Raw genomic sequence first — 23290 nt, 5'->3', positions numbered from 1 at the left:
GCGGTGAACTGGCGACGGGGCTCGCGGCAACGGGGACGGGAGAAGGGCGGGGCGGCGGAATGGGGCGGCGGACGCAACGACCGGGGGGCGCGGCGGAGTAGATCGGCGGACGATCACCGCGGGCGGGCACGCGAAATGTCGCGATGACGGGGTTCGGGTAACGATGGGAAGACGACGGGAGGCAGGGAGGGAGAAGACGATGGGAGGGAGACGCAAGGGAGAGGGACGGGCGCCCTTTGGGCATGCCGTTCCTGGGACCCTCGCCCCCGGCACGGCAGTGCCGCCCCACGGGTCCCACCCCGGCACGGAGGTGCCCGGCCGCGTCGCTCTCCCGTTCCCCGCCGCTCACCGAATCCGCAGCGTACGCACGGGTTTCATCTCACGCCCCGGCCACTAAAGTGCGGAACTCACACCGTGCGGACGGTTGCTGGTCCGCTCGGCCGCCTGCCCGTCGACGGAAGCGAGCCGAACCTTGAACTTCCTCACCATCGGACACCGCGGAATCATGGGCGTCGAGCCCGAGAACACCCTCCGTTCCTTTGTCGCCGCCGAACACGCCGGCCTCGATGTGATCGAACTCGATGTTCATCTGAGCAAGGACGGCGCTTTGGTCGTTCTACACGACGAGGACGTCGACCGGACCACCGACGGCACCGGTCCCGTCGCCGAGAAGACCCTCGCGGAGCTGCGCGCGCTGGACGCCGGACGCGGTGAGCGGATCCCGGTCTTCGAAGAGGTGCTGGACGCCGTCCGCACTCCGCTCCAGGTCGAGATCAAGAACACGGCGGCGGCCCGCGCCCTGTCCGAGGTACTGCTGGCCCGGGACCTGGTCGAGCGCGTGGAGGTGTCCTCCTTCCACGACGAGGCGATCACCGAGATCGCCCGCCTGGTGCCGGGCGTACGCACCGCGCTGATCGCGAGCCGCTACGGCACCGATGTCGTGGAACGGGCCGTCGAGACCGGCGCGGGAACCGTCTGCCTGAACATCCGCCGCCTAACCCTGGAGATCACGGAAGCCGCCCACGACGCGAGTCTGCGGATCATCGGCTGGGTGGTGAACACCCAGGATCATCTGCGCCTGGTACGCGCACTGGAGCTGGACGGTGCGACAACCGATCATCCGGACATCAAACGAACAGGCCGCTTCACGGCGTGAGAGCAGAGCGCCAGGCGGCGGCCAGGCGCGAGGAGCGGGACTCTGGCGAGGCGCCACGGTAGCTGTTCCCCTGCCACCACCCCTACAGCTCGCTCCCCCTCCCTCTTCCCCTTACAGCCCTTTGACCAGCAACTCGAACTCCAGGTCGTCCCGCTGCGGAATCCCGAACCGCTCCTCGCCGTACGGGAACGGAGTGGTCCGCCCGGTGCGCCGGTAACCGCGCCGCTCGTACCAGGCGATCAGATCCTCCCGTACGGTGATCACGGTCATGTGCATCTGTGTGGCGCCCCAGAGGTCGCGGGCCCGCCGCTCGGCCTCGGCGATGATCACTTTGCCGAGGCTGGCGCCCTGGAGAGCGGGGCTGACCGCGAACATGCCGAAGTACGCATGATCACCGCGGTGTTCGAGCTGGCAGCAGGCGATGATCCGGCCGTCCCGCTCCACCGTCAGCAGGGCGCCGTCCGGTGCCTTGATCACCTCCAGCACGCCTGCGGCGTCGGTGCGCTGCCCCTCCAGGATGTCCGCCTCCGTCGTCCATCCGGTCCGACTGGAGTCCCCCCGGTACGCCGACTCGATCAGCGCGACAAGATCGTTCACATCGGCGTCGGTGGCATCGCGGAACGTCAGTCCGTCGGTGGCGGGGCGGGCGTCCATGGGGGCGTTTCTCCGTTCGGCGGTGCGGGGCTCGGCACGGACGAGACTAACGCCCGTGAGCCACCCGTCCCGGCGCTGCCCAGGGGGCGGGCAGCGCCGGGCTCAGGGGTGCGGGCAGCACCGGCTCGGGTGTGCGGACAGCGCCGGGCTCGGGTGCGCGGACGACGCCCCCTCGCTCGGAGGTGCGGACGACCCCTGCTTCACAGGCGTGGACGGCGCCGGGGCTCAGGGGTGGTCGTGGTCGTGGTCGGGCTCAGCGGCGGCCGTCGGCCGGCGCGGGAACGGTCGGTGCCGGGTTTCCCGGGGCGGTGTCGTCGTCGGGGCCGTGGCGCCACCCGCGATCGGTCCGGGTGAGTTCCCGGAAACCGATCCCGATCAGACGATTGATCGCCTCCTGATCGTTTGACGCTTCGTACGCCAGAAGCCGATCCGTTCCGCACCACCGCAACCACTCCCCCGCCTGCCCGAGCAGCCACTCCTCCCAGCCCTCGCCCTCCCGTACGACCACCAGGTCGCCGATGTCCGCGAGACCGGCGGCGCGGGAGTGCCGCTCGGGGCGGGCGAGGGAGGTGTCGATCTCGACATGCCCGAGTGCCTCGCCGTCGGCCCCGTACGCGGTGAGCCGGGTGCCGCACTCGCCCAGGGTGCGCTCGACCCGGACGCCCGGCCGGTGCCGCGGCTCCGGCAGGTCGTCGACCCGGGTGATCAGCAGCACCTCGGTGTCTCCGGTGTGCCGGAAGCCGGCGTTCTCGTACACGGCCCGGATGTGCGGCCAGGGGCGCGGGACGCCGTAGACAGCGGGTGCGGGCAGGGCCCCGTCGGCGAGGCACACGCGGACGTCCCAGCGGGCGAGCTGGGCCAGGCAGGCGTTCATGAGCAGTTCGGCGGCCTTGTCGGCGTCCGGCAGGAGGGGCGTCCCGGGGCGGCTGACGAACCAGCCGATCTCGCCGCTGCCGCGATAGTCGTCGCCGACCTCGTCGTCCGCGCGATAGCGCAGCAGATGGGCCGCTGCGACGACGTAGCGCCGGGACTCGGCGACGAGGGTGATCCGCTCGGCGACCCAGGGGTCGGTGATGAACTCGTCCGGCTGCCGCTCGAGCGAGCTGAGCACGGTGTTCACCGAGACGGAGACGCCGGGGACCACAGCGGCGACGTGCAGATTGATCAGATCGGTGAGCTGATCGCGGTCCGCGCGGTGGAAGGGGCGGACGGTGGGCATGGGTGACCTCCGGTCGAGGAATGAGCTGCTGGGAGGCCGCCATGCGATGCGGTATGCGAGCACTTTACGACGGGAAGGGCGGAGGACGCGAGGCGGTATCGGTCGACGGGAAGGGAGCGGCGGCCCGCACCCCTGTCCCTGGCGCGGCCGTCCCTGCCGCCGCCGTGAGCGCCATCTACCGTGAGCGCCACCTACTGCGATCGTCACCTGCCGTGCTCCTGCGCGTGCTCCCTGTATACGCCCGTGCGCTGGCGTGCGCGCTGCACGGGTCGGGCATCGCTTCCGTGGACCATGTGTCGAGCGGGGAGGTGCGTGTGCACGGACCGGCTTCGCCCGGGTGGCTGCTGGTGGCGGTGTGCGCCGTGACCGGCGCCTATTGCGTCCTGCGGATGCGCAGCACCGTCGCCGAGCAGCGCCGTACGGCTGGCGACGAAGCGCTGATGGGGTTCGGCATGGCCGCGATGGCCGTACCGGCGACCGTGTTCACCCCACCGCCCTGGACCTGGCCGGTGTACGCGGTCGTGTTCGGTCTGGCGGGGCTGCGGGCTCTGTGGGTCGTCCGGGCGAGCGCACATCATGCGCACCACGCCGTGGGCGCGTTGGCAATGGTCTACATGGCGGTCGCGATGACCGTCTCCGCCGGGCAGGGGCATGCCCATGGGGGCGGTTCCGCCGGACTGCCGCTGGTCACCGGGGCGTTCCTGCTGTACTTCACGGGATACGTCCTGGCCTCGGGCATACGGCTCCTGCCCGTGGCGGGCGTCGCCGCCGCGTCAGCGGGTCCCGCGGGATGGGGTGACCGGCCGGAACTGGCCCGGGCGTGTCGGCTGTCCATGGGGATCGCCATGGTGGCGATGCTGATGCCGATGTGATCGATCGATCAGAACCGTGGTCTGCGTCACTTTGCGGTCGGGGGCCGTACCCGTCAACCACCGCGCGCTCATAGGCTTTCGCCATGATGGTCCCCGCGGCACTGCTGCTGCTCGGCGCCCTGGTCGCCGTTCTCGGCCCCAGGACGCTCGCACGGGCCGACTGGCCCGATCGAGAGCCGGTGGTCGCCCTGTGGGCGTGGCAGTGCGTCGTGGCGGCCGTGCTGTTGTGCTGCGCGCTGTCGATGACACTGAGCGCCGCGGCGGCCTGGCAGGCGGTGCGCTGGCAGGTGTTCGCGTCCGCGCCGAACGGGGTCATGGAGGCGTACTCGCTCGGTACGACCGGACCGTGGGCCGCGGCGACCGCGGTGACGCTCGCGCTGGCCGGGCTGTGGAGCGGCGCGATGCTCCTGCGGGAGATCGTCGGCGCGCGGGCCCGGCGCAGGGTGCGTCGGGCCGAACTCCGGCTCCGGGCTCCGTCGCTGCCCGGCGAGGAGACCGGCGCCGCAGGCCACTTGGTGGTGCTGGAGGGCGAGCGGCCGGACGCCTGGTGGGTGGCGGGGACACCACCCAGGATGGTCGTCACGACGGCCGCCCTGCGCCGCCTGAAGGGCCGCCAGTTGGACGCGGTCGTCGCGCACGAGCAGGGCCACGCACAGGCCCGGCACGACTGGCTGCGGCACTGCTCGGCGGCGTTGGCCACCGGGTTCCCGCAGATCCCGGTGTTCGCGGCGTTCCGGGACGAGATGCACCGCCTGGTCGAACTGGCCGCCGACGACATGGCATCCCGCCGTCACGGTCGCCTCACCACCGCCCTGGCGCTCGTCGAACTGAACGAACACCGCGGCGTGTTCGGCCCCTCCCCCGCGCCCCAGGGGCATGTCCCGCAGCGCGTGCAGCGGCTCCTCGCAGCCCCGGAACGCCTCCCCGCGATCCACCGGCTGCGCCTGACGGCGACGGCGGCGCTTGTCCCGGTCGCCCCGGTGCTGGTCGCTTTCGTACCCGGGCTCAGGGCGCTGGGTTAGCGATCGGCGGGACACCTGATCGACCGAACACCGGATCAGCGATCGATCAGCGGGTCCCGGCGGTGGCCCGGTACCCCACTGGTCGGCAACAATCGCAGTATGACCCTCACGCCCGTCGACCGTCCCACCCGTCCGGCGGAGCGCCGCCCCCCGGCCCGCGCGGCGCTCGGGTTCGCTGTGAGTTCCCTGGTGCTGCTGATTCTGGTGGCGGCGTCATGGGGACCGCTGATCACGGTCGACCGGGAGATCGCGGTGACCACCCATCGCTGGGCGGTCACCGAGGACGGGCTGACGCACACCTTCCGGATTCTCACGGACTGGGTCTGGGATCCGCTCACCATGCGCATTCTGTGCGGCGCGGTGATCATCTGGCTGGTCTGGCGGCGGGCGGCCTGGTTCACGGCGGGCTGGCTGCTGGTGACCGTGGCCGTCGGCACACTGATCCAGCAGGGCCTCAAGGCGGCCGTCGGCCGCGAACGCCCCGTCTGGCCCGACCCGGTCGACTCAGCCCACTACGCCGCCTTCCCGTCCGGCCACGTCATGACGCTCACCGTCGTCTGCGGCCTCCTCGTCTGGCTCCTGCGCCGCTACGGCGCCTCCCGTACGGTCCTGCGCTGGGCCACGACCATCACGGCCGTCTCGATCGTCGGCGTCGGCCTCACCCGGGTCTGGCTCGGCGTCCACTGGTTCAGCGATGTGGTGGGCGGCTGGCTGCTGGGCGCGATGGTGGTCGCGGCGGCGATCGCGGTGCATGAGCGATTGCGCCCGAGCGGGTCCTGATCGCGATCGGACTCCGAGGCCGCGCGACCGGGCCCTGATCGGAGGTCCGAGGCTGGAGATCGGGCGCTGGAGATCCAGGACTGAGGATCCGGGGCCAGAGATCCAGGGCTGGGAATCCAAGCCTGGGAACCCGGGGCCGGGGACCAGGGGCGGGAGATATGGCATCCGGCGTTCGAGGCAGCGACACCTTCCCGCCACTGGTCGGCGGAGGCAGCCCACAGCGGTGCCACCGCCACGTGTAGGCCCTCCTTCATGCCGACGGCCAGACGTCCCGCCGGTCCGATGCGCGCGCGTCCCGACATGGCGCATACCGGCGCCCGCCCGGGACAACCGCCCTAGGATCACCGCATGACCGCCGTCCTGTTCGATTTCTCCGGCACCCTCTTCCGCGTCGAATCCACCCGCTCCTGGCTGCACGCGGTTCTCGACGCGTCCGGTCTCGACCTCCCGGAGACCGAGACGGCCGCGCTGGCGAAGGCACTGGAGGCAGCCGGAGCACTGCCGGGCGGACAGAATCCGCAGCGCCTCCCGGAGGAACTGGCCGGCCTGTGGGAGGTACGGGACGAGAGCACCGCACTCCACCGGGCCGCGTACACCGGCCTCTCCCGCCAGGTGCCGCTGCCCTCTCCGGACCTGCACGACGCCCTCTACGACCGCCATATGACGCCGGCCGCCTGGACCCCGTACCCGGACGCCGGAGAGGTGCTGGCCGGTCTGCGCGCGCGGGGTGTCAAGGTCGGTGTGGTCAGCAACATCGGCTGGGATCTCCGCCCCGTGTTCCGTGCGCACGCTCTCGACGCTCATGTGAACACTTACGCGCTGTCCTTCGAGCACGGGATCCGCAAGCCCGACGCACGCCTCTTCGCGACCGCTTGTGCGACGCTCGGCGTGGATCCGACGGAGGTGCTGATGGTCGGGGACGATCGGCGGGCGGACGGCGGAGCGGCGGCCCTGGGATGCGCGGTGCACTTCGTCGATCATCTGCCGGTCGCCGAGCGTCCGGACGGGCTGCGCCCGGTTCTCGACCTGATCGATCTCCAGTCCGATCGGATGACATGAACGGCAGGCAGGCGGTCGATTGATCAATCGCCCTTCTGACCTGCGCCGGATGCCTCGCCGCACCCAAGACAGTAGCCTCAGCACACCATCTCGGCAGAGAAAGCCGCCCACCTCGGACGATCCCCCGTGTCGCCCGAGGCAGACGGCAGCCGGGCCGGGCCTGTGCAGGAGCCGGTCCGGACGCCCTGAGTATAGTTGGCTGGCAGCCAGTCAACGCAGGAGTTACAGGATGTCCCCGCGCAGCGCCCAGGTCAATGAAGAGCTGCGGCGCCGTTCCCGGGAACGACTCCTCCAGGCGGCGATCGAGCTGGTCAGCGAACGGGGCTACGAGGCGACAACGTTGGCGGACATCGCCGACCGGGCCGGTTCGGCCCGCGGCCTGGTGTCGTACTACTTTCCCGGCAAGCGCCAGCTCGTCCAGTCCGCGGTGCACCGGTTGATGCACCGCACGCTGGAGGAGGGCCTGGAGCGCGAGCCGCGTACGGATGACGGACGCGAGCGCATGGCCCGAGCGATCGACGCCGTCCTGGGCCTGGCCCGCGACCGGCCCGTACTGATGCGCCAGCACATGGCCGGTCTGCTCCAGGCAGAGGGTTTCGTCCAGTGTCCGGAACAGCGCCGGCTCGCGGAACTGCTCCGGGACACGGTCGCCCGGCGCGGCTCGGGGAACGTGGAGTCCGCGTACCCGATGCTGCGGTCCCTGCTCATGGGCTCGGTCTACGCGATGGTGCTGCCCAACGTCCCCATGCCGATCGCCGCCGTGCGCGCCGAACTGTTCGAGCGCTACGGCCTCGACTGGGAGCAGGGCGTCCCGCCGGACACCGAAGTGCCCGGCGGGACGTGCGAGGGAGACCTGTCACGGTACTTCGCGCCGGGCCGACCGCCCGGCACTTCGGACGACCGCCCGACGTGAGGCCGGGGGAACCGGCCACCCCGGCGGACCCGAGCGATCGGCCCGAGCTGACCGAACCGACCGGTCCGCTGGAACCGATGGCCCCGTTCCGGTACTCCACTCAGATACTCCGCTGGGATCGGCCCACCGATGCCTGACCCATCCCTTTCGATCAGTCCACAGGTGATCGCTCGATCACTCGATCGTTGGACCGATCAACCGGTCAATCGAAGTAGTCCGGCTGGGTCTGGACGTTCAACTCCCGCAGATGCACCCAGCGCGCCGGGTCCGTTCGACGGTCGTTGAGCTTCAGAACGTCGAAGCCCTTCGCGATGTCGTTCGAGTAGATGTAGCCGTTGTAGTAGTACGCCGACCACGACCCGCCGACCGTGAGCGTGCCCGTGCTGAGCGGACCGCGCTCGAAGTAGCCGATCTCCTTGGGACGCTTGGAGTCGGTGAAGTCCCAGACCGAGACACCGCCCTGGTACCACGCCTGGACCATCAGGTCCTTGCCCTTGACCGGGATCAGCGAGCCGTTGTGGGCGACGCAGTTCTCGGTGTCGGCCTGGTGCCGCGGGATCTTGAAGTAGCTGCGGAAGACCAGCTCGCGCTTGTCGCCCTTGCCCACGATGTCGTAGATGCCGTTGGCACCCCGGTTCGGGCCGATGGCCGCGTTGCAGGTGGCGCCACCGCCGCCGCCCAGCTCGTCGGTGAAGACGATCTTGTTCGCCTTCTGGTTGAAGGTGGCCGAGTGCCAGAACGCGAAGTTCACATTGTCCTGGACCTGATCGATCACCTTCGGGCGTTCCGGATCCTTGATGGAGAACAGGATGCCGTCACCCATGCAGGCCCCCGCGGCGAGGTCCTCCTCGGGCAGCACGGTGATGTCGTGGCAGCCGGTGGTCTTGGAGACGCCCGGGTTGGTCGGTCCGCCCGGGTTGCCGCCGCCGTCCGGGCCCTCACCCGGGAACAGCACCGGGAAGCCCACGACCTTCGCCTTCTCGGGGGCGCTGCGGGGCACCTTGATGATCGAGATGCCGTCGTGCGGCGGCTGGCAGTCCGGGTACGCGGAGTTCGGCGAGTACGAGGAGACGTAGACGTAGACGTTCTTGCGCTCCGGCACCAGGGTGTGGGTGTGCGAACCGCAGGCGGTCTCGACGGCGGCGACGTACTTGGGGTTGCGCTTGTCGCTGATGTCGAAGACCTTCATGCCCTCCCACGAGGACTTCTCCGTCGCGGGCTGCGTGGTGCTGTTGCAACTGTTGTCGCTGCGCGAGGAGTCCGTCGACAGGAACAGCAGGTCGCCCGAGACGGAGATGTCGTTCTGGGAACCGGGGCACAGCACCTGCGAGACGGTCTTCGGCGCCTTCGGGTTGCTGATGTCGAAGATGCGGAAGCCGTCGTAGTTGCCGGCGAAGGCGTACTTGCCCTGGAAGGCCAGGTCCGAGTTGGTGCCCGGCAGGGCATCCTTCGGGATGTTCGCGAGGTGCTCGATGTTGGACGAATGAACAACTTCGTCCTGGGCCGGTATCTCGCCCGCGGCTATCGCCGCCCGCGCCTCGGCCTGATCTGACGTCGACACCGACTTCTCTCCGGCCGGGGTGTCACCCGGATCCGGGGTGGCTGCGGCCTGTTGGGCCGTCAGCAGCGTGGCCAGAAGGCCGGCTGCGGCTACGACAACTCCCAGCCGTCTGTGTCGGGTCCGGGAACTTTTGAACAGGGTCACTGCGTCCTCCCTTGTTCCGTTCGCGAGGGAACGCTTAACGGATCAACCGAAGTATCGTCCGGGTCATGCACAGATCAATAGGGTGCAACGGAGTCGTAATGCAGTTTTCTGATCGGTCGGGCACGGAAGCGTGCTAGGACAGTCACCGGCGCTCACAAAGCGCCACCTTGCGGTACTGGCCGTCACTCCCCCAGAGGGGCCACCCCCAGCCACAGGAGGTAGTTGTGCTCTTCCGTCGTGCTTCCCGCGCGTCCCTCACCACCGCGGGCCTGACCCTGGTGGCGGTTCTGGCGCTCGGGGCGTGTGAATCCGGGTCGGACGACGAGTCCAAGCCCCCTGCCTCAACCGGCCCTTCGGTGTTGATGCCGGGCGTGCCGGGCGAAGGGAATGAGACCCTCTCCGCGAAGGAGGCAGCCGAGCAGCGCATCGAGGACGACTCACCGAACTCCGCCGATGTGTCATACGCGCGCATGATGATCGAGCACCACACCCAGGCACTGGAAATGACCGAACTCGCCCCGAAACAGGCCGAATCGGATGAGGTGAAACGTCTCGCCGAGCGGATCTCGGCGGCGCAGGAGCCGGAGATCGCCGCCATGGAGGCATGGCTGAAGCGCCATGGCAAGGACGGTGAGGACAACACCGGACACGATCACTCCTCGATGCCCGGCATGGCGACCGAGGGACAGCTCAAGAACCTTCGCTCGGCCAAGGGCAGCGCTTTCGATCAGCTCTTCCTGACGCTGATGATCACGCATCACGAGGGTGCGATCACCATGGCATCGGACGTCAAGGGCCAGGGCAACAACATCCAGATCGAGGAAATGGCCGACGATGTGATCGCCCAGCAGACGGCTGAGATCGGGCGGATGCGCGAGATGGGCTGACGACGGCTCCGCCCACCACCCGACCGGCAGGGGCACTTCCGCCCACCTGGCTGGAAGGAGCGTGGGCGCGGGTCGGCGAGGGGCGTGGCGCGGGGCCGGAGAGCCCGCGCCACGGGCCTGCCCGCTCAGCGGGATGGCCCTACGGCGCCCGTTCCCGGTCACGTACACCACCGCGAGCAAGGGATCGACGCCGCTGCCCCGGTCGGCACGGCACTCCTGGGCGAGGATCAACCCCGCCATGCCCTGCACACGGCACGGACGTCCTCCCTGGGACGCACCCTCCTGACTCCATCGCCGCCAGAGCGTCCACCAGTGCGCCGGATCGCATTCCGCACAAACGGACACGCACAGTGGCACCCCCTCGGCGCATCGGTGCACCACTCCCCCCTCTGTCCAGCCCGGTGCGATGCTGGAGGCATCAGCGATCTCCTGCCAGGCTCCGGGTGACCGGACAGGACGGACGAGGAGAGTTCCGCCGTGTTGCGTGTCGCCGTCGTCGGTTCCGGCCCCAGCGGGGTCTATACCGCTCAGAGCCTCGTCCAGCTCGATCCCGAAGTGCACGTCGATGTGATCGACCGGCTGCCGTGCCCGTACGGTCTGGTGCGCTACGGCGTGGCACCTGATCACGAAAAGATCAAATCGCTCCAGAGCAATCTGCGAAGCGTGCTCGAACAGGATCGAGTACGTTTTCTCGGCGACGTCGAGATCGGCGCCGGTGGCGTTGCGGTCGAGCGGCTTCGGGAGCTGTACGACGCGGTGGTGTACTGCGTCGGCGCCGCGACCGATCGGCGGCTGGGCATTCCGGGCGAGGATCTGCGGGGCAGTTGGTCGGCGACCCAGTTCGTGTCCTGGTACAGCGCCCATCCGGACGCCGTGGACCACGGGTTCGTGCGGGGCGCACGCTCGGCGGTGGTGATCGGGGTCGGCAATGTCGCGGTGGACGTGACGCGGATCCTGGCGCGCGGCGCGGAGGAACTGAGCCCGACCGACATGCCCCAGGCGGCCCTGAGCGCACTCGCCGCGAGCCGGGTGACCGAGATACACATGGTCGGCCGGCGGGGCCCGTCCCAGGCCCGCTTCACGACGAAGGAACTGCGCGAACTGGGCGGACTCCCGGGTGCGGATGTCCTGGTGCGGCCGGAGGAGTTGGACCTGGACCCGGCGTACGGTGATCCGTCCGGGCTGCCGGCCGTGCGGCGACGGAACACCGAGGTGCTGCGGGCCTGGGCGGAACGTCCGGCCGGAGGGGCCGGGCGGCGCATCCACGCCCGGTTCTTCCTGCGCCCGGTCGCGTTCCTGGCCGATTCGACCGGTACGCGAGTAGCGGCGGTCCGCTTCGAACGGACCCGTCCGGAAAGAGACGGCGGGGTCATCGGTACCGGAAGGTACGAGGAGATCGAGGCGCAGTTGGTGCTGCGTTCGGTGGGCTATCGCGGTGTGCCCCTGGAGGGGCTGCCGTTCGACACCCGCAGCGGGACGGTGCCCCATCGGGCCGGACGGGTGCTGCGGGAGGGCGTGGCGGCACAGGGCGAGTACGTGGCGGGCTGGATCAAGCGCGGCCCGACGGGTGTCATCGGCACCAACAGGTCCTGCGCGAAGGAGACGGTGACATCTCTGCTGGAGGACGCCTCCATGATCGTTCGAACATCGCCGCGCGATGATCCGATCACCGGCTTGCGGGACGACGGGATCGCTCCGGTCGAATGGGCGGGCTGGCGGGCGATCGAGCGCGCGGAGGCCGCCCTGGGGGCGTCGCTCGGCCGCGGCGGAGTGGTGAAACTGCCGGACTGGCCGTCGCTCATGGCCGCCGCCGAGCACGGCGACAGCGCACCGTAGGACGCGGAGTGCTCCGGATCCAAGGTGCGTCGGACCCGGGATCGGCCCGTAGACAGGCGCATCGTTCGGCAGACGGGGGTTCGTTCGCGCAAACAGCATGCGTGTGATCGATCGAGCACACCCGCACACGGACACGAACCGGCAACACCTCCGAAATCAACAAACTGTTTAAGCGACCTACGGTCTCGCCCATGCCGAAATCCGGCTCCGCTCAGCCCGCGATACACCCGGTGGACGAAGTTCCACCCTTACGCCAACTGACCGCTTTCGGTCTCCAGCACGTGCTGCGCGGGCGGCCGCAGGCGACGGGACGCGACGGCGCGGGACCGCCCATCCCGCCCCACCACCCATCCCGCACGGTCACCCGTCCGGCCGTTTGGTCACACCCCGGCCACCAAGCCGCCGACTTCCTGCCGGTAGGCCGCGTAGGCGGCCCGCAGGGCCGGTCCGGGCCAGTCGGCGGGGAGCAGATCCGCCGGCAGGACCGGATCGGCGAGCAGATGCCGCACGACGGCCGTGAAGGCGGTGAAGCGGTCTGCTGGGCGCCCTGCTCGCGCGACGTGGGCCAGGAGGGACCGTGCGGTGCCCGCCCAGTCGTCGAGAGGCCACAGGCTCGCCACCAGGGCGCTCGCGGGCTGCTCGGGGCGTGCCGTGTAGTGCTGGGTGACCGCGGTGAGGTCGGTCGGAAGCGGACGGAGCAGGTTGGCCGGGCGCAGCCACACACCCTCACGGAGTTCGGCCAGGCGCAACGCGGTCAGCCGGGCACGCAGATCGGCGCGCTCGGCGGGACCACGCCCCGTGGCGGTGACGACAGCCATCTCCCAGTCACCGTCCCACGCGCGCGTGTGGGGCTCCACGGCCTCGTCCTGGCGGCGCTGCCGCTCCAGCAGGCGGTCGCTGAGCCCGTACACGGTTCCCGCGCGCCGTAGATCACCGGCCGCCACCATGCGGCTGAGAGCCGCCCTGAGCGTGGATCCGCCGACGCCGAACGGAGACACCGCGCTCACCAGATCCCGTACCGGCAGCTCGGGCGGATGGACTCCCAATAGCAGGCTCAGGACGACCGACCGGGCCGACAAGGGACGCAGTTCGACGCCGCGCTCGGTGGCGCGGACGGCTGGGTTCATGGGCGTGCCTGCGCATGCATGGGCGTACTTTACGCGGGAGCGATGTTGCACTATTGCTGCACTCGTCAAAATAATGCAACACTTCAGGTATGACCACCACTCCCGCGCACGAGACGGTCCCGGCCGACGGGCAGCACGCCACGCACGAGGTGACCAATCAGCCGCCTCCGCTCGCGCCCTACGACGCCGCCGAGGACGTGGCCCTGCTGGAAGGGCTGCACAGGGAGGGCGCCGGGTGGGCCGAGGCCGCCCTGCGGCGGCTCGGGCGGCGCGCCGGTGGGGTAGAGGCGCAGGAGTGGGGGGAACTGGCCAACCGAAATGAGCCCGTGCTGCGCACCCACGATCGGTTCGGCAACCGGATCGACGAAGTGGAGTTCCATCCGAGCTGGCACGAGTTGATGCGCGTCGCCGTGGAGGAGGGCCTCGCGGGCGCGCCCTGGGCCGACGACCGGTCCGGCGCACACGTCGCCCGTACGGCCGGCGGTCTGGTGTGGGGGCACAGCGAGGCGGGGCACGGCTGCCCGACCTCGATGACCTACGCGGCCGTTCCCGCGCTGCGCCGACAGCCGGATCTGGCGAAGGTGTACGAGCCGCTGCTGACCAGCCGGGTGTACGACCCCGGGTTGCGGGTGCCGACCGAGAAGCGCGGGCTGCTCGCGGGCATGGGGATGACCGAGAAGCAGGGCGGTTCGGATGTTCGAACGAACAGCACGATCGCGATTCCGACGTCCGATCAGGGCGTGTACACCCTGCACGGGCACAAGTGGTTCACCTCGGCGCCGATGTGCGACCTGTTCCTGGTGCTCGCCCAGGCGCCGGAGGGATTGTCCTGCTTCTTGATCCCCCGCGTGCTCCCCGACGGCACCCGCAATCCGTTCCGCATCCAGCGGTTGAAGGACAAGCTGGGCAACCGGTCGAACGCGTCGTCCGAGCCCGAGTTCGACGGAACGACCGCCTGGCTGGTCGGCCCCGAGGGCCAGGGCGTCAAGACAATCATCGAGATGGTCAATTGCACCCGCCTGGACTGTGTGATGGCCTCGGCGACACTGATGCGCAAGACGCTGGTCGAGGCCGGACACCATGTCCGGTATCGCAGCGCCTTCGGTGCGCCGCTGATCGATCAGCCATTGATGCGCAATGTGCTCGCCGATCTCGCGTTGGAGTCCGAGGCCGCCACGACACTCACACTGCGACTGGCGGGTGCGGCCGACCGTGCGGTGCACGGTGACGAGGCCGAGCGTGGTTTCCGCCGGCTCGCGACAGCCGTCGGCAAGTACTGGGTCACCAAGCGCGGCCCGGCGTTCACGGCCGAGGCCCTGGAGTGCCTCGGCGGCAACGGATACGTCGAGGAGTCGGGGATGCCCCGGCACTACCGCGAGGCGCCTCTGCTGTCGATCTGGGAGGGCTCGGGCAACGTCAACGCGCTCGATGTCCTGCGCGCCCTCGGCCGCGAACCCGGCACCGCCGACGCGCTCTTCGCCGAACTCGCCCTCGCACACGGAGCCGACGCCCGCCTGGACACTGCGGTGACCCGCCTCAAAGACCTTCTGGCCACCGCCGCGCCGACCAACGCCCGCCGGTTGGTCGAACAGATGGCTCTGGCCCTCCAGGCATCCCTGCTCGTCCGCCACGCCCCGCCCGCCGTCGCCGACGCCTTCTGCGCGACCCGGCTGGGCGGCGACTGGGGACACTCATTCGGCACGCTCCCGGACGCGGCGGACATCGACACGATCCTGGAGCGGGCTCTGCCGAGCAGTCACTGAACGGGATCGGATCGAGCGCGAGGGCGGTGGAATCGAAGCGCCAGCCCTCAGTGGGGGCAACCGAAATTGAGGGAAGCCGACCGCCCGTGGACCAGCACCGGAACGAACACAGCGTTCCCCAGGGCCTCCGTCCTCAGGCTGCCCGCGCGCGGGTATCGGCCGGGGACCGGGCATCGCAGACCGCAGCAGCGACCTCGAAACCATCCGCACGGGGAAGCCGCTACGCCGCCGACGGAAGCCCCCCTCGCCTCCTCCGGCGCGCTCCCATGCGCACGCGACCCCGCGATTCCCACCTCACCGGGCCCTCCAACGGGAACGTCATACCCGCGCGCGGGTCCACGATTTCGCCATCCCCCGCGCATACGTGTCGGAGATCCCATATCCTCCCGGCCGGATTCCGGTTCGTTGTCAGTGCTGTGGTGCAGACTCCAGATCGGAAGGGCAGTGTGACCGCTGCGCCCGGGGGAGGACGGGATGTTCACGGGGATCGACGACATCGACTGGGCATCGCTCACGCATGCGTACGGCAGCGCACGGGACGTGCCACGACTACTGCGGGGCCTCGCCTCCGACGACCCTGCCGAGCGGGAGACCGCACTGGACGGGATGTACGGCGCGGTGCACCATCAGGGCAGCGTGTACGACTCGACGCTCGCGTGTGTTCCGTTTCTGCTCGCCCTCGCGGAGTGCGAGGAAGGCCGGGACCGGGCCGGGATCGTCGAACTGCTGGTGAGCATCGGCGGCGGGGCGGACGACACCGAGGACGGCGCGGACGGCACCGGGGGCGGTTCCCGGAGAGGCCGGGAACTGCACGCGCGGGCGCAGGACGCAGTGCGGGCGGGTGCGCCGGTGTTCGCGCGGCTCGCCGGGGATGCGGACGCGGGGGTGCGCCAGGTGGCGCCCCGCGCGGTGGTCCGCTTCCTGGACGAACCCGCGCGGGTGCTGGCCCTGTTGCGTGACCGGATCCAGCGCGAGCGCGAGGACCACGTCCTGATCGCGCTGGCCGAGGGGCTGGGGCTGTTCGCGCGCCGGCACCCCGCGTACTCCGGTCCGGCGCTGGACGTCCTCACGGTGCAGAGCGCGCCGCCCAACGGGCCCGCGCTGCGGCTCGCCGCGCTGGGGCAGCTCGCCGCGGGGGCCCCGGACCGCCTTCCGGAGAACCTGGTCGCCATGGCCGTAGGACTGCTCAGGGAGCGGTCGACGGTGCGGCAGCCCGGGGAGCCGTGCCATGCGGTCACGGACACCCTGGCCCGGCATTTCCGGCGGCTGCGGCCGTCGGACGAGGAGGGCTCGCAACTGCTGCGGACGCTCCACCGGGCGCTCGGCGATCGCGTGCCCGAGCGCATCGCGCTGCTGAACGGCCAGTTGACGAGCCCGAGCACCTCGGACCGGTGCAACGCGGTATGGATGTCCTCGGGCCTGTTCCGCGAGTGGCGGGGCGACTACACCGAGCCCGTGGCGTTGATCGGGCGGCAACTGAGCGCCGAGGAGGGCGGACTGCGGGACGCGGCGGTATCCGTCCTGGGTGATCTCTTCGAGTTGGCGGCCCCGGCCGCCGACGCGCTGCACACGCTGGCGACGACCCGTCCGGATCTGTGGGTACGGCACTGGGATCGCGGCACACCCACCCTGGGCGGCCCGCTCAAGGCGCTCGCCAGGACCGGCGACCCGCGCGCGGTGCCCCTGCTCGCCCAGATCCTCGCGGGGCCCGTCGTCCCCGACGACCTCGGCGTAGCGGTCGGCTCCCTGGGCGGGCACGCGGCCCCGCTGGCACCCGCGCTCCGGCGCGAACTCGCCACCGTCGCCCCCGGCTCCCCCACCGCGATCAGCCGGGCCCTGCCCCTGCTCAAGATCCTTACCGAACTCGGTGACGAGGCCGCGGCAGGCGAAGCGCTGCGGCTGCTGCGCAGCGGACCGGGTGAGGGACTGAACGGACTGATCGCGCAGGCGGCCCTCCGCGCCGCGGGAGCGCTCGGCCCGGCCGCGCGGGAAGCGGTACCCGTGGTGCGCCGCTACCTGGACAGCGGCTCCGCCACCGCCGCCGCGGGCGCCCTGTGGTCGATCGAGGGCGACGCGGAGGCCGTCCTGCCGGTGCTGCTCGGGGAGCTCAAGGCCAAGGACCCGTACCGGCGTACGGCGGCGGCGGGAGAGGTGGCGAGCCTGGGACCGGCGGCCAGGCCCGCGTTGCGCGCGCTGAAGCGCATGGCGCGGTCGGGCACGGTCTGGGAGCGCACAGCGGCGGCGTACGCCCTCTGGCGCATCGACGCCCAGTCCCTGGAGCCGGTCCTGGCCGCACTGCGGTCCGCCTGGACGGAAAGCCCGTACCCGCGCGTGCGGATCGCCGGGTATCTGCGCGAGCTGGGGACGGCGGCGGCGCCGCTCCGGGATCTTCCGGAGGCCGAACTGAATGCGCGGCAACGGCATCTGGCCCGGCAGGGCGGCCACGGCAGCGACGACATACCCAAGGACGAGCGTCTGCTGAGACTGTGCCGTGAGGTGGTGCGGGGCGGGCAGGGGGACGTCTAGGGCACGCCCGGGGCGTGTCCGGCGATCCGCGCCTGTCCGCCGCAGCGGGCAACGAACCAGCCTCGGCCCAACACCCGGCATGGAGGGCCGAACACCGGGCGCCAGGAGCCGGCCGGCCAGACATGTCCCCGCCTACGCAACGCGCGCGGGACGGACACACGGGACGTCACCCCATGTGCCTGCCCCACAGCGCGTCGAAGCGGGCCCAGTCCGCCTCCCACCGGTCCAGGCGACGCCGTTCCAGGCGCCCGCGCACCGCGCTCCCGGCGACGAGCGGGACGACGGCCCCGACAGTGCCCGCCATGCCGCCGACCAGGAGCGAGCGCACATGGGCCTCCGCAACGGTGGTGGGCGCGGTGACGAGGCGTCCCGCGGGGTCCGTCCACACGGTGACCTCGCCACCCGAGCGGCTGCACGGTACGACCCGGGCCCGTCCCGTGCGCGGAGAGCCGTCCGGATCTGTCCAGGTCACCCGTGCCCACACCAGCTCTCCGACGGCTCTGGACGGAATCCCTGAGGCCGGTTCGGTCAGCACGGCGGTGACCGGACGCCACTCGACGCGCTCGCGCGCGAGCGCGTCCCCGACCGAGCGGGCCGTCACCAGCCCGGCGAGCGCGGCGACCAGGACGGCGAGTGTCCAGGTGGCCAGCAGGACCCATGCGTCCGCCGCGTCCGATCCCCGCCTGAGCGGATTGCGCCGCCAGCGCCACAGCCACACCTTCCGACGCCGGATCACCATCTGCGGCTTCCTCCTCATCCCTTGCACGTGAGCGGGCCCCGCTGCGGGACGCAGCCGAGGACACCAGGCGCTGTCTCACCCCCCGCGCACGAACGGGCCCCGGGCGGGCACCCTCGGGCGGCGTCAGCCTCGCGCTCGTGCATCTCCCCCACGCGGGCAGGACACCCGGACCGACGGGAGCCCGAGCACCGCGCGGAGGGCTCGTCCCCGGCACGCACGCGGGCGTCCGGTGAGTACGCCACACCCGGCCCCGCCTCCGTCCACTCGCGCCGGGTGCACGTGGCCCACCGTCCATACGGACTTCGTCGTCCCATACGGACAGCGTCGTCCCGGTGCTCAGGGCGCGGATCGCGGCCTGGCCAGTTCCATGCGGTGGGCCGACGGACGGACAGCTCCGTTCCAGACCATGGCACCCGCTCCCCCAACCTCACGCGTCAACCACTCTGACCTGCGCGGACGCCGCTCGCGGAGGAGACTGTCAGTGCCGGGGTGCAGACTGGCGAGTGTCTGGGACAACGACGTCGCGGAGGTGACCGGCATGACCGAAGTACTACTCGCCGTGGGGACGCGCAAGGGCCTGTTCATCGGGCGGCGGCGCGGCGGCTCCTGGGAGTTCGACGAGAGCCCGTACTTCAACGCGCAGGCCGTGTACTCGGTCGCCCTCGACACGCGTGGCGGCGCCCCGCGGCTGCTGGCCGGGGGCGACAGCGCGCACTGGGGGCCGTCGGTGTTCCACTCCGACGACCTGGGCCGGACCTGGACCGAACCCGCGCGCCCGGCGGTGAAGTTCCCGAAGGACACGGGCGCGTCGCTGGAGCGGGTGTGGCAGTTGCACCCCGCGGCGGCGGAGCCGGACGTGGTGTACGCGGGCACGGAACCGGCGGCGCTGTACCGCTCGGAGGACCGCGGGGAGACGTTCGACCTCGTCCGGCCGCTGTGGGAGCACCCCACGCGCGCGAAGTGGGTGCCGGGCGGCGGTGGCGAGGGGCTGCACACGGTGATCACCGACGCGCGGGACCCGGGGACCGTGACGGTGGCGGTGTCCACGGCAGGGGTGTTCCGCACCACGGACGGCGGGGAGAGCTGGGCGCCCTCCAACGCGGGCGTGTCCGCGGTGTTCCTGCCGGATCCGAACCCGGAGTTCGGCCAGTGCGTGCACAAAATCGCCAAGGATTCCGCGGACCCCGACCGGATGTATCTCCAGAACCACTGGGGTGTCTATCGCACGGACGACGCGGGCGCGCACTGGACCGACATCGGCGAGGGCCTGCCGTCCACCTTCGGCTTCGCCGCCGCCGCGCACCCCACGCGCGGGGACACGGCGTACGTCTTCCCGATCAACGCGGACGCGGACCGGGTGCCCGCCGACCGGCGCTGCCGGGTGTTCCGGACGGCGGACGCCGGGCGGAGCTGGGAGCCGCTGACGGCGGGGCTGCCGCCGGAGGACCACTACGGCACGGTGCTGCGCGACGCCCTGTGCACGGACGACGACGACCCGGCGGGTGTGTACTTCGGCAACCGCAACGGGGAAGTGTTCGCGTCGGCCGACGACGGCGACAGTTGGCGGCAGTTGGCGTCCCACCTGCCCGATGTCCTGTGCGTACGCGCGGCCGTCGTGGCATGACACGGGAGGGTGACACCGCGGGGCGGCGTTCGGGTGTTGGCCATCGGTTGATCACCGTGCCGTGTACGGCAGTAGGGTGACACCGTGGCACCACGACCCTTGCATGAAATCGTCGAAGCGGGCTGGGCGAAGGCCCTCGAACCGGTCGCCGGACGGATCGCCGGTATGGGCGACTTCCTCCGCGCGGAGATCACCGCCGGACGGACGTATCTGCCGGCCGGACCGAACGTCCTGCGCGCGTTCCAGCAGCCCTTCGACGACGTCCGCGTGCTGATCGTCGGACAGGACCCCTACCCGACCCCCGGGCACGCGGTGGGGCTGTCCTTCTCGGTGGCCCCGGAGGTACGGCCGCTGCCCGGCAGCCTGATCAACATCTACCGCGAGCTGAACACGGACCTGGGGCTGCCGCAGCCGTCCAACGGCGATCTCACGCCCTGGACGCAGCAGGGCGTCCTGCTCCTGAACAGAGCGCTGACCACCGCCCCCCGCAAGCCGGGCGCGCATCGTGGGCAGGGCTGGGAGGAGGTCACCGAGCAGGCGATCCGCGCGCTGGCCGCGCGGGGCAAGCCCCTGGTGTCGATCCTGTGGGGCCGGGACGCGCGCAACCTGCGTCCGCTGCTCGGGGCACTGCCCGCGGTGGAGTCGGCGCATCCGTCGCCGATGTCCGCCGACCGCGGCTTCTTCGGTTCGCGTCCGTTCAGCCGGGCCAACGACATGCTGATCTCCCAGGGCGGCCAGCCGGTCGACTGGCGCCTGCCGTGACCGGGGGCGGGGGCACCTCCGGGGACACCGCAGGCGTCCTCGCCGTCGACTCGGGCGGCTCGGGCCTGCGGGTCGTCGTCGGTACGGCGGCCCTGGGAGCCCTCGCCCAGCGCGCGTCCGCCGAACCCGTCCGTACCGGCCCGCGCGGTATCGACCCGGATCATCTGCTGGGCCAGTTGGTGCCGATGGTCCGCTCCCTGGCCGACGAGACGGGCTTCACCGCGCTGCGTACGGCCGCGATCGGCGCCGCCGGGCTCGGCACCCTCGGGGACGCGCTGCGGGCCGAGCTGCCGGGAGCGCTGCACCGCGAGTTCGGCACGGAGACGGTCGCTCTGGCCGCCGACGCGGTCACCGGATACATCGGCGCGCTGGGTGAGCGGCCGGGCGTGGTGGTGGCCGCGGGGACCGGTCTGATCGCCGTGGGCACGGATCTGTCGCGGTGGCGGCGGGCCGACGGGTGGGGGCATCTGCTCGGCGACTGCGGTGGCGGGGCCTGGATCGGCCGGGCCGGGCTCCAGGCGGCCCTGCGCGCGTACGACGGCCGGCCCGGCGGTTCGGAACGGCTGATGGCGCGCGCGGAGGCGGAGTTCGGGCCGCTGACGGGGCTCCCGGGGCAGGTGTACCCACGGTCCGACCGGCCCGCCGTACTGGCCTCCTTCGCGCCGCATGTCGCCGCCTGCGCGGACGACGACCCGGTGGCGGCGGAGATCCTGGGGGCCGCCGCCCGGCACATGGCCGACACGGCGGCGGCCGTCTGCCCGTCGGTGGCCGACGCCCGAGTGGCGCTCACCGGTGGCCTGTTCAAGATGGGGACACCGCTGCTGCGGCCTCTGGAGGCCGCGTTGGCGGAGCGGCTGCCGCACGCCCCGCTCACGCGCGCGGCGGGCGACCCGCTGCACGGCGCCCTGCACCTCGCGACACGACTGGCCGACGGCGCGCTGACCTTGCCGTACGACGAGAACATGCTGTCGGTGACACGCACGCCCGGCCGAGCCGCTGACGCCCAGTTCTGATCCGTACGTAACTCATCAGACAAAACCGGACGGATACCGCTCACCTGCACCCTCCCCGAACAGGGGAGCCCAGGAAGCCAGTAACATGCGGCGCCATGAGTTCCTCCACTGGGCCCGCACCCGGCCTGCCCGTACGAATGCCGCGCCCCCGCCAGCCCGGACGGCACCGCCGCCCCGAGCCGCTCGCGGCTCCCGAGGGCGCGCCGGCCCTCGTTCTCGCGGTCCCCGGGACACCCAGTGCCGCCACCCGCGGGCTCGCCGAGGAGCTCGTGAGCATCGCCCGCTCGGAGCTGCCCGGCCTCGACGCCCGGATCGGCTACCTGGACGGCGACGACGCCGAGTTCCCGTCGCTGCGGGCCGTACTGGCGCACGCCGCCGCGGAGCGCACAGCGCGCTACGAGCAGGCCCTGGCGGCCGGCCTGGAGGTCAAGGAGCCCGAGGGGCCCGTCGCGGTCGTCGTACCGCTGCTGGCCGGTCCGGACAACGCGCTGCTGCGCCAGGTCCGGCAGGCCGTCATGGACAGCAAGGTCGCCGCGGAGCTGACCGATGTGCTGGGTCCGCACCCGCTGCTCGCCGAGGCGCTGCACGTACGGCTGTCGGAGGCCGGTCTGGCCCGCGCCGACCGCGCCCGGCTGTTCACGGTGGCCACCGCGGCGGACGGCATCATTCTGGCGTCCGTGGGCGGCGAGGAGGCCGTGCAGGCGGCCGGGATCACGGGCATGCTGCTGGCGGCGCGGCTCGCGGTGCCGGTGATGGCCGCCGCGCTGGACGAGGAGGGCTCGATCGCGGCGATTGCCGAGCAGTTGCGCACCTCGGGTTCGCAGCAGCTCGCGCTGGCGCCGTACCTGATCGGCCCGGAGATCGACGCCGCGCTGATCGAGGCCGCCGCGGAGGAGGCGGGGTGCGCCGCCGCCGAGGCACTCGGCCCCTACCCGGCGATCGGCAAGCTGGCGCTCGCCAAGTACACGACGGCGCTGGGCATCGCGCCGCAGCAGTCGCAGGGGGCGCCGGTGCGGTGAGCGCGCCGCACACGACCGCGCGCGTGCCTGTGCCGGGTGTCGCCGGAGATGGCGATACGGCGTGTCGGCGCCGGTCGGCCGGGCCGGGATGTTGATCGGGCTCGCTCCTTGTGTGGGGGCGGGCCCTTTGGCGTTCTCGGGGGTGGGAGGGGCGGTTTTGGGGTTGCGGTTGGCGTTGTGGGGCGCGTCGGTTCTGGTAGGCGCGTGGCGGGTGGTGGTGCTTTCGGGGCGGTGCCTATGTCCCGGATACAGGGGCACTTGGCGGCCGTTCGGGCGTGTCGCGGTGCCGTTGGGCGGGTTTCGGACGCCTGGGAAGTATCGGGCGTAGTGAGGCCAGAAGCCCGGAGTGGGCGTGGGGAGGGCACATGGAGCCCCCAGGCCGAGGTGCTGCCGCACGGGCCTGCGCGGCGGCGGGCCGTGCCCGCGGGGGCCCGATAAGCCGACGGGGACGAAGGCCAGATAGGCAGACGGGGGCGGGGGGCAAGGGGAAGTGGCTGACCGGGTCCGGTGGGCCGTCGTCTAGGGGTTGTCCGGTCGATCATGTGACTGTCCCGTGCGTGGGTCGTTGGTGTGGGCATGGGGCGGGGTGAACTGAGTGATGCCGAGTGGGAGCG

19 protein-coding genes and 1 pseudogene are annotated in these 23290 nt (G+C 71.4%); 14 read left to right on the top strand and 6 right to left on the bottom strand.

What is annotated here, in order from left to right:
• The first annotated feature begins 472 nt into the window (after positions 1-472).
• Entirely contained in the window at positions 473-1156 is a 684-nt protein-coding gene (locus tag AB0O01_RS31515) for a glycerophosphodiester phosphodiesterase family protein (protein WP_365318733.1), read from the top strand.
• Positions 1157-1267: 111 nt separating this feature from the next.
• Here the strand turns inward: AB0O01_RS31515 and AB0O01_RS31510 are convergent, their stop codons facing one another.
• Positions 1268-1810 (bottom strand): GNAT family N-acetyltransferase, encoded by a 543-nt coding sequence (locus tag AB0O01_RS31510; protein ID WP_365318731.1) that lies wholly within the window; start codon positions 1808-1810, stop codon positions 1268-1270.
• 253 nt (positions 1811-2063) lie between these two features.
• A complete protein-coding gene (locus tag AB0O01_RS31505) occupies positions 2064-3029 on the bottom strand; it encodes an N-acetyltransferase (RefSeq protein ID WP_365318730.1) in 966 nt (321 codons plus the stop codon).
• Between the two features lie 314 nt (positions 3030-3343).
• Between AB0O01_RS31505 and AB0O01_RS31500 the strand changes: the two genes are divergently transcribed.
• The 5 genes from AB0O01_RS31500 to AB0O01_RS31480 all read left to right on the top strand — a co-directional run bounded on the left by AB0O01_RS31500 (position 3344) and on the right by AB0O01_RS31480 (position 7675).
• Positions 3344-3901 carry a DUF5134 domain-containing protein gene (locus AB0O01_RS31500; RefSeq protein ID WP_365318728.1) on the top strand — a complete coding sequence of 186 codons (558 nt, stop codon included), beginning with the start codon at positions 3344-3346 and terminating at the stop codon, positions 3899-3901.
• 83 nt (positions 3902-3984) lie between these two features.
• A complete protein-coding gene (locus AB0O01_RS31495; RefSeq protein ID WP_365318727.1) occupies positions 3985-4923 on the top strand; it encodes a M56 family metallopeptidase in 939 nt (312 codons plus the stop codon).
• A 99-nt stretch (positions 4924-5022) separates the two neighbouring features.
• Entirely contained in the window at positions 5023-5703 is a 681-nt protein-coding gene (locus AB0O01_RS31490; RefSeq protein WP_365318725.1) for a phosphatase PAP2 family protein, read from the top strand.
• A 348-nt stretch (positions 5704-6051) separates the two neighbouring features.
• The gene (locus AB0O01_RS31485; protein ID WP_365318723.1) at positions 6052-6762 is read left to right on the top strand and encodes an HAD-IA family hydrolase; all 711 of its coding nucleotides are present in this window, start codon (positions 6052-6054) and stop codon (positions 6760-6762) included.
• Positions 6763-6991: 229 nt separating this feature from the next.
• The gene (locus AB0O01_RS31480; RefSeq protein WP_365318721.1) at positions 6992-7675 is read left to right on the top strand and encodes a helix-turn-helix domain-containing protein; all 684 of its coding nucleotides are present in this window, start codon (positions 6992-6994) and stop codon (positions 7673-7675) included.
• 202 nt (positions 7676-7877) lie between these two features.
• Here AB0O01_RS31480 and AB0O01_RS31475 read toward each other — a convergent pair whose 3' ends face one another.
• Positions 7878-9380: a hypothetical protein gene (locus tag AB0O01_RS31475; RefSeq protein ID WP_365318719.1), complete on the bottom strand. Its 1503-nt coding sequence runs from the start codon at positions 9378-9380 to the stop codon at positions 7878-7880.
• Positions 9381-9604: 224 nt separating this feature from the next.
• Between AB0O01_RS31475 and AB0O01_RS31470 the strand changes: the two genes are divergently transcribed.
• Positions 9605-10267: a DUF305 domain-containing protein gene (locus tag AB0O01_RS31470; protein WP_365318718.1), complete on the top strand. Its 663-nt coding sequence runs from the start codon at positions 9605-9607 to the stop codon at positions 10265-10267.
• A 138-nt stretch (positions 10268-10405) separates the two neighbouring features.
• Here the strand turns inward: AB0O01_RS31470 and AB0O01_RS31465 are convergent.
• Positions 10406-10507, bottom strand: a pseudogene (locus AB0O01_RS31465) (hypothetical protein); the annotation flags it as partial.
• Between the two features lie 237 nt (positions 10508-10744).
• Here AB0O01_RS31465 and AB0O01_RS31460 point away from each other — a divergent pair.
• Positions 10745-12103 (top strand): FAD-dependent oxidoreductase, encoded by a 1359-nt coding sequence (locus AB0O01_RS31460; protein ID WP_365318717.1) that lies wholly within the window; start codon positions 10745-10747, stop codon positions 12101-12103.
• Positions 12104-12483: 380 nt separating this feature from the next.
• On the opposite strand, the gene AB0O01_RS31455 is transcribed toward AB0O01_RS31460, so the two are convergent.
• Positions 12484-13230, bottom strand: coding sequence for a PaaX family transcriptional regulator C-terminal domain-containing protein (locus tag AB0O01_RS31455; protein WP_365318715.1), 747 nt, complete (start codon positions 13228-13230; stop codon positions 12484-12486).
• Positions 13231-13319: 89 nt separating this feature from the next.
• Here AB0O01_RS31455 and AB0O01_RS31450 point away from each other — a divergent pair, with 89 nt between their 5' ends.
• Together AB0O01_RS31450 and AB0O01_RS31445 are read left to right on the top strand one after the other, a co-directional pair.
• Positions 13320-14993, top strand: a complete 1674-nt coding sequence (locus AB0O01_RS31450; protein WP_365318713.1) for a DNA alkylation response protein — start codon at positions 13320-13322, stop codon at positions 14991-14993.
• 474 nt (positions 14994-15467) lie between these two features.
• Positions 15468-17519: a HEAT repeat domain-containing protein gene (locus AB0O01_RS31445; protein ID WP_365318712.1), complete on the top strand. Its 2052-nt coding sequence runs from the start codon at positions 15468-15470 to the stop codon at positions 17517-17519.
• A 166-nt stretch (positions 17520-17685) separates the two neighbouring features.
• On the opposite strand, the gene AB0O01_RS31440 is transcribed toward AB0O01_RS31445, so the two are convergent.
• On the bottom strand, positions 17686-18258 hold the full coding sequence (locus AB0O01_RS31440; protein ID WP_365318710.1) for a hypothetical protein: 573 nt from the start codon (positions 18256-18258) through the stop codon (positions 17686-17688).
• Between the two features lie 538 nt (positions 18259-18796).
• Here AB0O01_RS31440 and AB0O01_RS31435 point away from each other — a divergent pair.
• From AB0O01_RS31435 to AB0O01_RS31420, 4 genes are all read left to right on the top strand, one after another.
• Positions 18797-19882 (top strand): exo-alpha-sialidase, encoded by a 1086-nt coding sequence (locus tag AB0O01_RS31435; protein WP_365318708.1) that lies wholly within the window; start codon positions 18797-18799, stop codon positions 19880-19882.
• Positions 19883-19966: 84 nt separating this feature from the next.
• Positions 19967-20644: a uracil-DNA glycosylase gene (locus AB0O01_RS31430; RefSeq protein ID WP_355737150.1), complete on the top strand. Its 678-nt coding sequence runs from the start codon at positions 19967-19969 to the stop codon at positions 20642-20644.
• The gene (locus tag AB0O01_RS31425) at positions 20641-21657 is read left to right on the top strand and encodes a BadF/BadG/BcrA/BcrD ATPase family protein (protein ID WP_365318706.1); all 1017 of its coding nucleotides are present in this window, start codon (positions 20641-20643) and stop codon (positions 21655-21657) included. The genes AB0O01_RS31430 and AB0O01_RS31425 overlap by 4 nt, the downstream gene beginning before the upstream one ends.
• Before the next feature lie 95 nt (positions 21658-21752).
• Complete coding sequence (locus tag AB0O01_RS31420) at positions 21753-22676, top strand: hypothetical protein (protein ID WP_365318704.1); 924 nt, start codon at positions 21753-21755, stop codon at positions 22674-22676.
• The last annotated feature ends 614 nt before the right edge of the window (positions 22677-23290 follow it).

This window comes from Streptomyces sp. NPDC093252, assembly GCF_040683675.1.
In the GTDB taxonomy this organism is placed as follows: domain Bacteria; phylum Actinomycetota; class Actinomycetes; order Streptomycetales; family Streptomycetaceae; genus Streptomyces.
The sequence above is the reverse complement of the archived record's forward strand: the minus strand, read 5'-3'. Positions and strand labels throughout refer to the sequence as shown.